A 12,442-nucleotide genomic window follows, 5' to 3' on the forward strand; every position below is an offset into this window, starting at 1 on the left:
CGACTGCCTCGGGCTCGGTCTGCTCGTGACTGCAGTGCCCGCGTATCCGCGCTGGCTGGCCCGGCTGGCTGGCGCGCTGCACGCGCCCACCTGCTGCCGCCCGCGCCGCGCCTGTCGAGCGGGGTGCGTGCCGTGGTGCTGGGGTGCCGGGGTGGCCTGGCCGCCGGGGCGGGGTGCACGGGCACTCGGCGCGCGGGGCGCACCCGGCGCGGGATGGGCGACGCGCGCCGCCTCGTCCCCCGAGTCGCCCTCGCGGCACGTGCCGGGCTGCTGGGCACCCGCACCCCCACCCGGTGCCCGGGGTAGGCGCACTCGGGGGCTGGTCACTGCTGGCCCTGGGCAGTGGCCGGCTCAGGGGCGGGCACCGGGTGCAGGTGTCGCACGGGGGCGAGCTGCCGGTCACTCAGCAACTCGGCCAGGATCTCGGCGCGGATCTCATCCTTCAGCGCGGCGATCTCGGCGTTGGCCCGGGCCAGGTCTGCCAGGTTCACGGTCTCGTCCTCCTCGGCGGTGGGGGTGGCGCGGTCGGTCGTGCCGTCGATGAAGGGGGACTTCTCCGGCGGGTGAATGCACAGACGGTGATCGCCCCGCGTGTGCGCCCGGTGGCGCTGCTGGCGTTGGCGGTCCCTCTGGCGCTTTCGGGCAGCGGCGGCATCGGCGTCCGCCACGGTCACGGTCGCGGGCGCGACCACGGGGCCTGTCACGCTCTGCGTCACGCTCGGCGAGGGCACATAGGTCTTGTGCGAGGGCACATAGGTCTTGTCCCCCGAGGTGCTATGTGCCCTCAGCGTCACGCTCGTGGGCAGCCGGTACAGGCTGGCCTTCCATCGGGATGGGTCCGCACCCGAACGCCCCCGGCGCGCGCGGGGCAGCAGGTCCGCCTCTGACAGGGCCGCGAGCGCCAGCCGGACCGTCTTGATGCTCAGGCCGGTGGCCTCGGCCACGGCCCGCAGCGGCATGACCGGCCGCAGGGTGTTGTCGTGCGCCTCGGCGCTGTCGCAGGCGTAGGCCAGGACGGCGCGCTGGCTGTCGGTCACGTCCAGGGCGGCGTCCGCCACGTGGGCGCGGACGGTGGCGATGAACGCGGCGCGGCCCCCGCTGGTCAGCGCGGGTCGCTCGGCCACCACGCCCTCGGCCGTGGTCCACGCCTTCGACAGCAGCGCGTTGGTCTCGGCGCGGCTGCGGTCCTTGCGTCCTCGGCTGCGGCGCGCCTGGTGCCCCAGCTTGCTCACGGACTCGGTGAGCCGCAGGTGGTAGGTGGCGAAGTCGTGGCCACGCTGGCACATGCTCATCGCCACCTTCACCAGCGCGTTGAAGACGGGCGTGTCGTAGTCGCTGCCGGTGGCGTTGTCCAGGCCGGTGACGCCGTCGCGGATCAGGTCGATGTAGGGGCCGTCCAGCGCACGCTCTGGCCCGCCGGTCACCCCGCCGCCCTCCTGCCCCGCAGGGTGCGCCGCAGCACTGCCTCGGCCACACGGCGCGGGAGGCCGGCGGCCTCGGCGGCGGTGGTCAGGGCCGCGACCACGGTCACCCGGTCGGCGCTGCTCCCGGTCAGCGAACGGGCGTCACGGGCCGCTCGACACAGCCGGTCCAGCGGGCTGGCGTCACGGCCGTCGATGACATAGCGGACCAGCGCCACAAGCGGGACGGGACTGTCAGTGCCAGCCGTACGATCATGGTCACCAGGCGCGTACTTGGCGGTCGCGGTCTCGGTGCCTTGGGGGCGGTTCCGGTGGTCAGCCGGGGCCGCCCCTCGCATGTTCGGGGGCCTCACGGGGCGTCGCCACCCTGGTGAAGGACCACCCGCCCGTCGGCGCGGGTGTGGAGCAGGCGGCGGGCGGCCAGGGCCTCCACGGAGGCAGCGACGACGTCGGCGGGCAGGCACACGCACGCGGCCACCCGGTGCAGGTTCAGCCGCGCGCCCGCGCGGGCGCGCAGTACGCCGCGCAGGTAGCCCAGGACGAGGCGCTCGGCCGTGCTGAGCCCGACGGCCGGCTCAGTGCGGCGGGCCGTCACCGGGCATTCCCGGCCGGAGTGCGCAGCAGGGCGGACAGCTTGATGCGCTGCTCGAGGGTCAGAGGTGGCGCAGTGTCCACCACGCGCCTGATGTGGTCCGCCAGCTTGGCGGCTTCTAGGTCCCGGCGCGCCTGCCGGGTCTGGTCGGCGTCGGGGCCGTAGTGGCGGGACGTGACAGCGAGACGGCCGCGCGCAGTGGCGGTGGCGGCCGACATGGGCCTGCTCATGGGTACCGGCTTCCGGTGGACGCATTACGGCGTCCGCTGGACTCGCCCGCCACGGCGGCCCGTCTGGGGCACGCAGGTAGCTCGCTTCCGCGGGCGGTCAGCCCAAGCGCGCGGTGTGCGGGACCGGGGCTGAAGACCAAGCTACATAACTGCCCATGCGGTGACTAGAAACCTGCCCTCGGGTGCATAACCGCAGGTCAAGACCGGGAATCAGTCCGCGCCCTTCCACGTCACCTCCACAGCCGCCGGGTCGAACGCACGGGCACCCCGGCGGGTGCGGTGCAGCCGGACGTCGAGCAGGACGGCCACCACGGCACGGCGGCGGGACAGCGGCAGCCGGTCCCACAGCTCGCGGACCTCGGGGTTCCCCGCCAGGCCGTCCAGCAACGGCGCGGAGTCCACGGTGCGCGTCCGCGCCTCGGCAGCGTCCAACTGCGGGCGCAGCCGGGCGGTGATCCGCTCAAGCTGACGGCCGTCGATCTTGCCGTCGGCGTACTGGTCGGCAGCGTCGTCCAGCCGTCCCCGGAGCTCCTCGGCCTCGGCCAGCGCCTCCTGCTGGTCCGGGGTGTCGCCGGTGGTGAACAGGTCTACAGCGTCCGGCCGGGCCAGCCGCGCAACGATGATGCCGTTGATCAGCCCGTCCAGGTCAGCCTGCTTGCGCATCACGCACCGGCGCTCGGCGCAGCCGTAGGAGTCCACGCCCCGGTTGCGCGCCATGCGCAGCGTCGCGCCGCAGACGCCGCAGCGGGCGATGCCCGAAAGCAGGTGCTTGGCGGCGGTGCCGGTGCTGGTCTTCCGCGTCGGGTCGGTCAGGACGGCCCGCAGTTGCTCCCACCGGCCCCGGTCCAGGATCGGCTCCCACGCGCCCGCCCCCGCCTCCACGCCCCGGTGGATGCGGATGCCGGCGTTGCGCTCGCGCAGCACCAACGCCCGCACCATGCCCTTCGCCCACGGCTTACCCGTCGGAGAAGGCACCCCGTCCTCGTTGAGGGCAGCGGTTACCGCGCGCAGGGACTCACCGGACAGGAGGGCGTCCGCGATACGGCGGACCACGGCGGCCTCGGCGGGCACCACCGTCTCCCGCATGGTGCCGTCCGGCGCGTGCTCCCGGGTCCACCCGTAGGCACGGCGGCCATGAGGCTGCCCGGCCGTAGCTCGCTGCTGCAAGGCCCGCCTCACCCTCTCGCTCTTCTGCCTGCTCTCGTTGGCCGCGACCGCGCCCAGCACGCGGGCGATCATCTGTCCGGCACCGGTGGAGAGATCCCAGTTACCCGCCTGCACTGTGGCTACCTGCACGCCCGCCCGCTCGATAGCCGGGATGAAGTGCTCGAGCTCCATGGGCGAGCGATGCAGCCTGTCCGGGTGCCAGGCCACCACCACGTCGACTTCACCCGCCTCCACAGCGGCGATGAGGGCCGCGTACTGCGGCCGGGGCTTCCCGCTGTAGGCGCTGATGTCGTTGTCGATGTAGCGGCGGGTCACCTGCCAGCCGTTCCGGCGTGCCAGCGCCTCGCAGTCCTCCTGTTGACGCTGCACCCCTAGCCCGAGGCCCTGGCGGTCATCGGAGATGCGGCAGTAGATCGCGGCCCGAGGTGCGTCCTGATCGGAACCGATTGACGCGTTTGCCCTGGTCAGCGAGGTGGTCACGCCTCCAAGCTACGCCCAACCTCCGTCAGTTCGTACAGTTCAGCAGCGTCGTCTTGCCGGCCTGGGTGCCCCCGGAGACCAGGATGTTCAGTCCGGAGGCGACCGCGGCCTCGAGGAAACGGGCGGCCTGCGCGGTCAGCGTGCCCAGCGCGACCAGTTCGTCCAGCGAGTGGGCCTGCAGCACGAACTTGCGGATGTTGACCGCCATGTGGCGCCGGGTGATGTCGGGGATGACCACGTGCAGCCGGGAGCCGTCGGGCATCATCGCGTCGACGAACGGGGTCGACATGTCGATCCGCCGACCCGAGGTGCGCAGCATCCGCTCGACCAGGTCGGCCAGCTCCCCGGGCGCCAGGATCGTCGTGGTCAGCTCGCTGCGCCCCCGGCGGGCGACGAACACCCGGCCGGGCTCGTTGACCCAGATCTCCTCGACCTCCGGGTCGTCCAGGTAGCGCTGCAGCGGCCCGAACCCGGCCACCCGGTCCAACACGTCCCGCACCACGGACTCCACGTCACCGATCGGCGGCAGCGCCGAGGTCAGCGACCGCTCGGAGTAGTCGGCGACGACGTCGCGCACCAGCAACCGCACCGGGCCCGGATCGGTGAACGGGTCCAGCCCACGCCGGCGGATCAGCTCGCGGACCTCACCGTCCACGACGTCCAGAGCAGTCGGCACACCCATCCCCGTCGAGCCGCGAGCAGTCGAACGCCGGGGACTGTAGGGAAACGGACCGGTCCCATGGGGTGACGTCAGGCGATCTGTGGACAGACCACGGCCCGATCGGGGGCACGAACACCCGGCCGGGTGAACGGGCCCGGTTCGAGGTGGAAGCACCGGGGAGCCGGCTGCGCTCCGGCGGGATCCCGCCCGTGCGGGGCTAGGCAGGGAAGGGGGCCTCCCGGACGTCGATCTGCTCCCCGGTCAGCGCTTCCACGCCCCCCCGGGGCTCGGGTGCGGCGCGCATCGGGGTGCCCGGGCTGCTCGGACGACGACGCTCGGCGCTGGGCAGGGCGAGCGGATCCACCGGCGGGGCGGCGGGGCGACCGAGGTGGTACCCCTGCCCGTAGTGGACACCCAGCGCCTCCAGTGCAGCGAGCGTCTCGCTCGTCTCGATGCCCTCGGCCACGAGGGCGAGGTCCAGGGTCCGCCCCAGCTGGACGATGGCGCCGATGACGGCCCGGTCCTCGTCGTTCGTGGCGACGCCGTCGACGAAGGACTTGTCGATCTTGAGGATGTCGATGGGGAAGCGGCGCAGGTAGCTCAGGGACGAGTAGCCCGTGCCGAAGTCGTCGAGAGCCAGCCGTGCCCCCAGGGACTTGAGCTGCTCCAGCTTCTCGGTGGTGGCGTGGGTGTCCTCGGCGAACAGGGACTCGGTGATCTCGAGGGTGAGCTGCCGGGGGTCGAGACCCGAGCCGCGCAGGGCCTCGGTGACGTGGTCGACCAGTTCGGGGTGCTGGAACTGGCGCACGGAGACGTTGACGCTCATCCGCGGGCCGGCGCCGTCGGCCTGCTGCCAGGCGGCGGCCTGGCGGGTGGCCTCGCGGAGGATCCAGCGGCCGATCGGCACGATGAGGCCGCTCTCCTCGGCCAGGTCGATGAACTGCGCCGGCGACACCAGCCCTCGCTCCGGGTGCTGCCAGCGCACCAGCGCCTCGTAGCCGCTGACCCGGCGGCTGGCCAGGTCGATGATCGGTTGGTAGTGCAGCACGAGTTCGTTCCGCTCCACCGCCTGGTACAGGTCGGCCTGCAGGCGCTCGCGGTCGAGCTGGGCGGCGTGGTGGCTCGGCTGGAAGGTCTCCCAGCGTCCCTTGCCGTTGGTCTTCGCCACGTACATGGCGATGTCGGCCGCGCTCAGCAGACCGATACCGCTGGCGGCGCAGCCGGTGGTGGTGGCGAGGCCGATGCTGAGGCCGGCACGGATCGCGCGATCGAGGACGATCACCGGTTCGCGGAGCGCCGCCAGGATGCGTCCGGCCACACCGGGTGCCATCTCCTCGCTCCGCGGACCGACGAGGAGGACGGCGAACTCGTCGCCGGCGAGACGGGCCAGCGTGTCCCCGGGGCGCAGGCACCCGCTGATCCGGTGGGCCACGACCTCGAGCAGTGCGTCGCCGCCGTCGTGACCCAGCGTGTCGTTGACCGTCTTCAGGTTGTCCAGGTCCAGGAACAGCACCGCCACCGGCGCGCCGGTGGTGCGCTGGCTCTCCTCCGCCCTGCGCAGCCGCTCCATGAACAGGGCCCGGTTCGGCAGGCCGGTGAGCGGGTCGTAGTAGGCCTGCGTGCGGAGCCGCTCCTCGAGCTCCCTGCGATCGCTGACGTCGCGCGTGGTCAGCACGACGCCGTTCACGGCCGGATCGTCCAGGAGGTGGTTGACGACCGTCTCGGTCCAGCGCCAGGAGCCGTTCCGGTGCCGCATCCGGGCCGCCGGGTACGAACTGGTCGGAGCACCGCGGACGACAGAGGTGAGCTGATCGCGGAAGGCCGGCGCGTCCTCGGGGTGCACCAGGTCCTGGATGTCGGTGCCGATGAGCGTCCCCGGCGGATAGCCGAGCACCCACCCGACCGACGGGGTCTGGTAGGTGATCGTCCCCGCGGAATCGACGACGGTGATGACGTCCGAGGCGTTCCGCACCAGTGAGCGGAAGTGCTCTCCGGCCTCGAGGGCGTCGAGCAGGCTGTTGAACGCCTGGGCGGTCTCCCCCAGCTGGTCGTCGGAGTCCACCTGGATGCGCTGGGACGTCGACTGGGCCCAGTCACCCGTGCGGCTGGCCTCCGAGATCCCCTGGGCCACCGATCGCAGGTGACTGCTGAGGACGGCGAGTCGACCACCGACCACGCACCGGCACACCAGGTAGCTGAGTGCGCCGACGAGGAAGCCGGCGCCCAGGCAGGCCGCCCGGAACAACGGGCGTTGCGCGAACTCGGCGGGCACGCCGAGCCCCGTGGCGAACGGCGGGAAGATCAGCCCGACCGTCAGGCCGAGGCCGACCATCCAGACAGCCAGATCCCAGAACACCCGGGTCGTCAGCCGGAAGCCGCGACGACGACGGTGCCCGAGGGCGCCCAAGGCCCGGGTTCCACTCATGCCCGGTCAGTCGTCAGACGACAGGGGGCGTCTTGAGCCCTGTGACGCCCACCTCACCACAAGGGGCCACACCAAGGCGGGCACCCGTGACCTGCACTTCAGAAAGCAGCGTGGCGGCCGATACGACCACCATGCACCCGGTCCGCTACACGACCCCGAACCGGCTCATCGGTGACAGCATCCACGTGCCCACCGTCGGGGGTCACTCCCGCTACGTCGATCTGGACGCCGCCGCGACCAGCTCGGCGTCCGTACAGGTCATGCAGGCCGTCCAGGACCTCATGCCCTGGTACTCCAGCGTGCACCGGGGCGCCGGCGCGAAATCCCGGTACACCAGCGCCCGTTACGAGGAGGCACGGGAGAGCGTGCTGCGCTTCGTCGGGGCCGAGCCGTGCTCGCACGTCGCGGTCTTCACCCGCAACACCACCGAGGCCCTCAACGCCCTCGCCTTCCGGCTCGACCTGCAGCCGGACGACGTGGTGGTCACCACGGCCATCGAGCACCACGCCAACGTCCTGCCGTGGCGTCGGCACGCGCGGCTCAGGATCGTCGACGTCGACGCACGCGGGACCTTCTCGGTGGAACAGGTCGTGGCCGCACTCGACCAGCGGCCCACGCCCCGCGTCCTCGCAGTGAGCGGGGCCTCGAACGTCACGGGCTGGCAGCCCGACCTGGCCGCCATCGCGGCGGCCGCGCGGGCACGGGGTGTGTTCGTGGTGGTGGACGCCGCCCAGCTGGCGCCGCACCGGCCCATCGACATGACGGCCCTGGGGGTGGACGCCCTCGCTCTGTCCGGCCACAAGATGTACGCACCCTTCGGCTCGGGAGCGCTCGTCGCACCACGGCACGTGCTCCGCTCCGGGGAGCCACTGCTCGTCGGCGGCGGCGCGGTCAAGGCCGTCTCCTTCGACGACGTCGTCTGGGCCGACGCCCCGGACCGGGACGAAGCCGGGACGCCCAACGTCGTCGGCGCCATCGCCCTGGCCGCTGCCGCCCAGGAGCTGGGGAGCGACTGGCCCGGGCTGCTCGCCCACGAGCAGGCGCTCACCGAGGCGCTCGACGCCGAGCTGCGCACGGTTCCAGGGCTGCGCCGCTACGGCCCCGCGGCAGGCGAGCGGCTGCCGGTCGCCGTGTTCAACCTCGACGGCGTCCCGCACGGCCTGCTGGCTGCCCGGCTGTCCGCCGAGCACGGGATCGGTGTGCGCAGCGGCTGCTTCTGCGCGCATCCCTACATGGCCCGGCTGCTCGGCCTGACCGAGCAGCAGGTCGACCAGTTCCACCGGGATGCACGCAGGGGCGGAGGCGTGCTCCCCGGCGCCGTGCGAGCCAGCGCCAACAGGGCCACCGGCAGCGGGGACGTCGCTGCCCTCGGGGAGGCGCTGCGGGCCATCGCCGCGACGCCGGAGGCCGGGGTGCGCTACCGCATCGACGAGCACGGTGATCACGTCCTCGACGAGGCCCACCGCCAGATCCCGGCGGGAACCTGACCGGCGACGGTCGCGGCGAGGGTGTGCGAGGTGCTCGCGGGGCTGACCGATGCCCAGTCGTGACCTGACGGGAACGAGGAGGTCATGGACGGCGGGCACCGTCCCTGCCAAGGTTCGGCACCACGCCGACGGAAAAACGGGGTGAACCAGGCATGACGGTCCCACTGGACGAGCAGACCGCCCGGCGGTGGCTGGCGGTCGCGATCGAGGAGGCCCGGGCCGGGCTCGCGGAGGGCGGCATCCCGATCGGCGGTGCGCTCATCGGGCCGGACGGCACGGTGCTCGGCCGCGGGCACAACCGGCGCGTGCAGGACGACGACCCCTCGGTGCACGGCGAGACCGACGCCTTCCGCAACGCCGGCCGCCAGGCGACCTACCGCGGCACGACGATGGTCACCACCCTCTCCCCCTGCTGGTACTGCAGCGGGCTGGTGCGCCAGTTCGGCATCTCCCGGCTCGTCGTCGGGGAGTCCCGCACCTTCACCGGCGGGCACGACTGGCTGGCCGAGAACGGCGTCGAGGTCCTGGTCCTCGACGACCCCGAGTGCGTGCAGCTGATGACGGAGTTCATCGCCGCGCACCCGCGCCTGTGGAACGAGGACATCGGCGAAGACGACACCACGCAGGAGGCCGGCAGATGAGCAGCAGCACGAGCAGTCGGGACGACGTCGCGCCGGTGGCCGGCGAGATCGACCCCGACTACCCCATCGACCCGGTCCCCCGGCACGCCCGCAAGTCGCTGTTCTCGCTGGCGATCGTGCTGCTGGGCTTCACCTTCTTCACGCCGACGATGCTGGCCGGCGCCCAGATCGCGGCCGCCTTCGAGGTCGGCACGCTGATCTGGGTGCTCCTGCTCGGCAGCGCCGTCCTCGGCGTCTACGTCGCCGCCATCGGTGGCATCGGCGCCCGCACCGGGCTCACCACGGTGATGATGTGCCGCTACTCGCTCGGCACCACCGGCGCCAAGTTCGCCTCGCTCCTGCTCGGCGGCACGCAGGTCGGCTGGTACGGCGTCACGGTCGCGACCCTGGCCGGGCTCACGGCGAGCGCGCTGGACTGGTCGGGCCGGGGCGTCGAGATCGCGCTCATGATCGCCGGCGGCGCCGTCATGGGCGTCACCGCCTACTACGGCTACAAGGGCATGTACGCCCTCTCGGTGGTCTCCGTCCCGCTGCTGCTGATCCTCGCCGGCTGGGTGACCTGGCGGTCGCTGGAGGAGGTCGGGGGGTGGAGCGGCCTGACCGCCGTCGAGCCCTCGTCGACCATGACGATCGCCGCCGCGGTCACCATCGTCGTCGGCACCTTCGCCTCGGGCGGCACCCAGGCGCCGAACTGGACCCGCTTCGCCCGGACGCCGTCGGCCGGCTTCTGGGCCTGCGTCGTCGCCTTCCTGATCGGCGAGCTGCTCATGCTCGGCTTCGGCGCGATCGGCGCGATCTCCTTCGGCGAGGGCGACTTCGTCCTCGTCCTGTACCAGCTCGGCCTGGTCGGCTGGGGGCTGGTGTTCCTGGTCGCCAACCTGTGGACCACCAACGACAACACCGCCTACAACTTCGGCGTCGCGGGCGCGGAGATCGCCAACTCCCGGTCGAAGAAGCCGTTCGTCATCGGCGGCGTCGTCCTGGGCACGCTCCTGGCGATCACCGGCATCTACGACAACCTCATCGAGTACCTGGTCTGGCTCGGCATCCTCATCCCCCCGCTGGGCGGCGTCGTCATCGGCGACTTCCTCGCCCGCTGGCGGGGCGGGATGCCGAGCGCGTCGGTGCTCCCCGCGTTCGAGTGGCGCAACCTGGGCGCCTACGTCGTCGCCGCGGTGGCCGCCTGGTGGAGCAACGAGGCCGGCTGGTTCATCCCGCCGGTGGTCGGCGTCCTCGTCGCGGTGGCCGCGGTGGTGCTCGTGCAGCGCGGACGGCGACCGGCGCAGGAGCCGGCCGCCGTCTGACCCGGCGCCGGACCGGTCAGCCGGTGCGGCGCACCGTGAGCCGGGGCGGAGCGGCCAGCGACTGCGCCACCACGCAGTAGCGCTCGGTGAGCTGGGCGAGCCTCGCCAGCGTCGCGTCGTCGGCGTCGGTGTCCAGCTCGGCGTCCACGGCGACCGGGCCGAGCCCGACCGGTGCCTCCCTCGAGACGCCGAGCGTGCCGCGGGCGTCCATGTCGGCGCGCGCCGTGAGGGATGCGGACCGGATGTCGACGCCCATCGCCGTCGCCACGCTGCGCATGGTCACGCCGGCGCAGGCCAGGAGCGCCTGCAGCAGCATGTCGCCCGAGCAGGCGTCCGAGCCGTCACCACCGGTGGCGGGGTGCAGGCCCGCACGGGCCGGTCCCGACCACGTCTGCACCGTGCACGTGATGCCCGGGTCCGCGAAGTCGGCGCGCGCCTCCATCTGCGCGCACGCCGAGGGCGGGTCGTCCCGGTAGCGCTGCTTGAGCGGGGCCTGCAGTTCGCGCAGTCGTGCGGCGTCCATCCGACCTCCCGGTGCGTCACCGACCTCGACGGGCGGCACTGCCATGGTCGGGGGTGCGGAGGTGCTCCGCCAGTGCTCGGGGGGCGGCCCTGCGGGCCTCACCCACTGGATCACGGTCCGGGTCGGCCGACCGCACCGCCGACCGCCCACCGCAGTCCCACGAACCGGGCGACCCCCACGGCCGCGGTCACCGTCCACACCACCGCCACCGCCCCCAGCGGACCCGCCGAGGCGGTCCACGAGTCCAGCGCGGCCAGCGCCAGGCTGGTGGCCGCCAGCCCCGCGAGCGCCAGCCCCCCACCGGCCCACTGCGCCGTCGCCCAGCCGGCGCGGTCGGTGGCGCGGAAGGTGAGCCGGCGGTGCAGCTCGTTGGCGACGGCGGTGGAGACGACGACGCCCCCGAGGTTCGCGGCCTGCTCGCCCAGGCCAGCCAGGAGAAGGAACAGCCCCAGGTAGACGGCGTTGGCCGAGCCACCGACGAGGACGAACCGGGCGAACTGCGCCGGCGTCCGGTCGCTCCGCAGCCACGCCGCGACCGGCGCGGGTCGGACCTCGATGCCCATGCCCGCCCGGGTGACCGGGGGGCGCTCGAGGACCGCTGCTGTCATGCCTCGAGCATTCGCGCCCCGGCCCTCCCGCCACATCCGGGAGCACCCTGGCCGGACCCTGATCCCGGCCCCCTGACCCCGACCCGGGTCCGGCGCCGGCGCCGGCGGACGCGCGGACGGCGGCCAGCAGCGCGGCGCCGTCCGCGCGCCCCGTCCGAACGTGGTGGGTCCGGCGGTGGCGTCGATCCGTGACAGGTCAGCCGGCGGAGCGGTCCACGCCACACAGCACGTCGGCGGCCAGGGCGTCGGCGCTGTAGAGGCGTCCTCCGCTGAGCGCGGTGATCACCGCACGGACGTCGGCGGCCTCCACCGTCGGCACACGGGGCAGGTCGGAGGGCATGCCCTTGTCCAGCATCGGGGTGTCCACCCCGCCGGGGCACACCACGCTGACCCGCACGCCACGCGAGGCGGCCTCGCCACGCAGGGACAGCGACAGCCCGACCACCGCCCACTTCGTCGCCGCGTAGGGGGCGAAACCGGGGTTCGGCAGCAGGCCGGCCACGGAGGCGACGTTGACGATGTGCCCGGACCCCTGGCGGAGCATCACCGGGTAGGCGGCGTGCACCCCGTGGACCACGCCACGCAGAGCCGGCCGCGCGCGCCCGCCCCCGCCGGTGAGGTCGGCGGCGTAGCGTCCGCCGCACGGAGCCGTCCAGGCTCCCGATGAGGGAGCGCGCACCATGGGTGACAAGTCCCCGCGACAGTCGATGACCAAGAAGGCCAGCGGCAAGTCGATCAAGGAGAAGCGGAACGAGAAGAAGGCGAAGGCCGACACCAGCTCGCAGATGGACAACCTGACCCACGGCAAGAAGCACTGACGTCCGCTCCGGCCCACCGAGCCGGAGCCCCGCGCAGGTCCCCACGTCGACACCGCCGCCCAACTCCTTGCGGAGCGGCGGCGCG

General features: G+C 73.1%; 14 protein-coding genes. 4 read left to right on the plus strand and 10 right to left on the minus strand.

What is annotated here, in order from left to right:
* Positions 1-323: 323 nt before the first annotated feature.
* From ACI792_RS04425 to ACI792_RS04455, 7 genes are all read right to left on the minus strand, one after another.
* Positions 324-1,424 carry a replication/maintenance protein RepL gene (locus ACI792_RS04425; RefSeq protein ID WP_456601503.1) on the minus strand — a complete coding sequence of 367 codons (1,101 nt, stop codon included), beginning with the start codon at positions 1,422-1,424 and terminating at the stop codon, positions 324-326.
* Positions 1,421-1,639: a hypothetical protein gene (locus ACI792_RS04430; protein ID WP_456601504.1), complete on the minus strand. Its 219-nt coding sequence runs from the start codon at positions 1,637-1,639 to the stop codon at positions 1,421-1,423. The genes ACI792_RS04425 and ACI792_RS04430 overlap by 4 nt, the downstream gene beginning before the upstream one ends.
* Positions 1,640-1,770: 131 nt before the next feature.
* Positions 1,771-2,016 (minus strand): hypothetical protein, encoded by a 246-nt coding sequence (locus ACI792_RS04435; protein WP_456601505.1) that lies wholly within the window; start codon positions 2,014-2,016, stop codon positions 1,771-1,773.
* Entirely contained in the window at positions 2,013-2,231 is a 219-nt protein-coding gene (locus ACI792_RS04440) for a hypothetical protein (RefSeq protein ID WP_456601506.1), read from the minus strand. Before ACI792_RS04440 ends, ACI792_RS04435 begins: the two co-directional genes overlap by 4 nt.
* Before the next feature lie 222 nt (positions 2,232-2,453).
* On the minus strand, positions 2,454-3,890 hold the full coding sequence (locus ACI792_RS04445; RefSeq protein WP_456601507.1) for a recombinase family protein: 1,437 nt from the start codon (positions 3,888-3,890) through the stop codon (positions 2,454-2,456).
* A 25-nt stretch (positions 3,891-3,915) separates the two neighbouring features.
* On the minus strand, positions 3,916-4,566 hold the full coding sequence (locus tag ACI792_RS04450) for an ATPase, T2SS/T4P/T4SS family (protein WP_456601508.1): 651 nt from the start codon (positions 4,564-4,566) through the stop codon (positions 3,916-3,918).
* Between the two features lie 202 nt (positions 4,567-4,768).
* Positions 4,769-6,976, minus strand: coding sequence for a putative bifunctional diguanylate cyclase/phosphodiesterase (locus tag ACI792_RS04455; RefSeq protein ID WP_456601509.1), 2,208 nt, complete (start codon positions 6,974-6,976; stop codon positions 4,769-4,771).
* A 110-nt stretch (positions 6,977-7,086) separates the two neighbouring features.
* Between ACI792_RS04455 and ACI792_RS04460 the strand changes: the two genes are divergently transcribed.
* The 3 genes from ACI792_RS04460 to codB all read left to right on the plus strand — a co-directional run bounded on the left by ACI792_RS04460 (position 7,087) and on the right by codB (position 10,408).
* A complete protein-coding gene (locus ACI792_RS04460; RefSeq protein WP_456601510.1) occupies positions 7,087-8,463 on the plus strand; it encodes an aminotransferase class V-fold PLP-dependent enzyme in 1,377 nt (458 codons plus the stop codon).
* A gap of 152 nt (positions 8,464-8,615) precedes the next feature.
* Positions 8,616-9,104: a nucleoside deaminase gene (locus ACI792_RS04465; protein WP_456580737.1), complete on the plus strand. Its 489-nt coding sequence runs from the start codon at positions 8,616-8,618 to the stop codon at positions 9,102-9,104.
* Positions 9,101-10,408: a cytosine permease gene (gene codB, locus ACI792_RS04470; RefSeq protein WP_456601511.1), complete on the plus strand. Its 1,308-nt coding sequence runs from the start codon at positions 9,101-9,103 to the stop codon at positions 10,406-10,408. The genes ACI792_RS04465 and codB overlap by 4 nt, the downstream gene beginning before the upstream one ends.
* Before the next feature lie 16 nt (positions 10,409-10,424).
* Here codB and ACI792_RS04475 read toward each other — a convergent pair whose 3' ends face one another.
* The 3 genes from ACI792_RS04475 to ACI792_RS04485 all read right to left on the minus strand — a co-directional run bounded on the left by ACI792_RS04475 (position 10,425) and on the right by ACI792_RS04485 (position 12,221).
* Positions 10,425-10,931 carry an OsmC family protein gene (locus ACI792_RS04475; protein ID WP_456601512.1) on the minus strand — a complete coding sequence of 169 codons (507 nt, stop codon included), beginning with the start codon at positions 10,929-10,931 and terminating at the stop codon, positions 10,425-10,427.
* A gap of 110 nt (positions 10,932-11,041) precedes the next feature.
* Positions 11,042-11,539 (minus strand): GtrA family protein, encoded by a 498-nt coding sequence (locus tag ACI792_RS04480; RefSeq protein WP_456601513.1) that lies wholly within the window; start codon positions 11,537-11,539, stop codon positions 11,042-11,044.
* 196 nt (positions 11,540-11,735) lie between these two features.
* Positions 11,736-12,221, minus strand: a complete 486-nt coding sequence (locus ACI792_RS04485) for an SDR family oxidoreductase (protein WP_456601514.1) — start codon at positions 12,219-12,221, stop codon at positions 11,736-11,738.
* Between ACI792_RS04485 and ACI792_RS04490 the strand changes: the two genes are divergently transcribed.
* Positions 12,220-12,357 carry a hypothetical protein gene (locus ACI792_RS04490; RefSeq protein WP_456580741.1) on the plus strand — a complete coding sequence of 46 codons (138 nt, stop codon included), beginning with the start codon at positions 12,220-12,222 and terminating at the stop codon, positions 12,355-12,357. The genes ACI792_RS04485 and ACI792_RS04490 overlap by 2 nt on opposite strands.
* Positions 12,358-12,442: the final 85 nt, after the last annotated feature.

Source organism: Blastococcus sp. SYSU DS0669 (assembly GCF_054050895.1).

Coding starts and splice junctions, on each gene's coding strand:
- ACI792_RS04440 (WP_456601506.1), bottom strand. CDS start 2,231: ATGTCGGCCGCCACCGCCACTGCGCGCGGCCGTCTCGCTGTCACGTCC.
- ACI792_RS04455 (WP_456601509.1), bottom strand. CDS start 6,976: ATGAGTGGAACCCGGGCCTTGGGCGCCCTCGGGCACCGTCGTCGTCGC.
- ACI792_RS04465 (WP_456580737.1), top strand. CDS start 8,616: ATGACGGTCCCACTGGACGAGCAGACCGCCCGGCGGTGGCTGGCGGTC.
- codB (WP_456601511.1), top strand. CDS start 9,101: ATGAGCAGCAGCACGAGCAGTCGGGACGACGTCGCGCCGGTGGCCGGC.
- ACI792_RS04475 (WP_456601512.1), bottom strand. CDS start 10,931: ATGGACGCCGCACGACTGCGCGAACTGCAGGCCCCGCTCAAGCAGCGC.
- ACI792_RS04480 (WP_456601513.1), bottom strand. CDS start 11,539: ATGACAGCAGCGGTCCTCGAGCGCCCCCCGGTCACCCGGGCGGGCATG.
- ACI792_RS04490 (WP_456580741.1), top strand. CDS start 12,220: ATGGGTGACAAGTCCCCGCGACAGTCGATGACCAAGAAGGCCAGCGGC.
- ACI792_RS04485 (WP_456601514.1), bottom strand. CDS start 12,221: ATGGTGCGCGCTCCCTCATCGGGAGCCTGGACGGCTCCGTGCGGCGGA.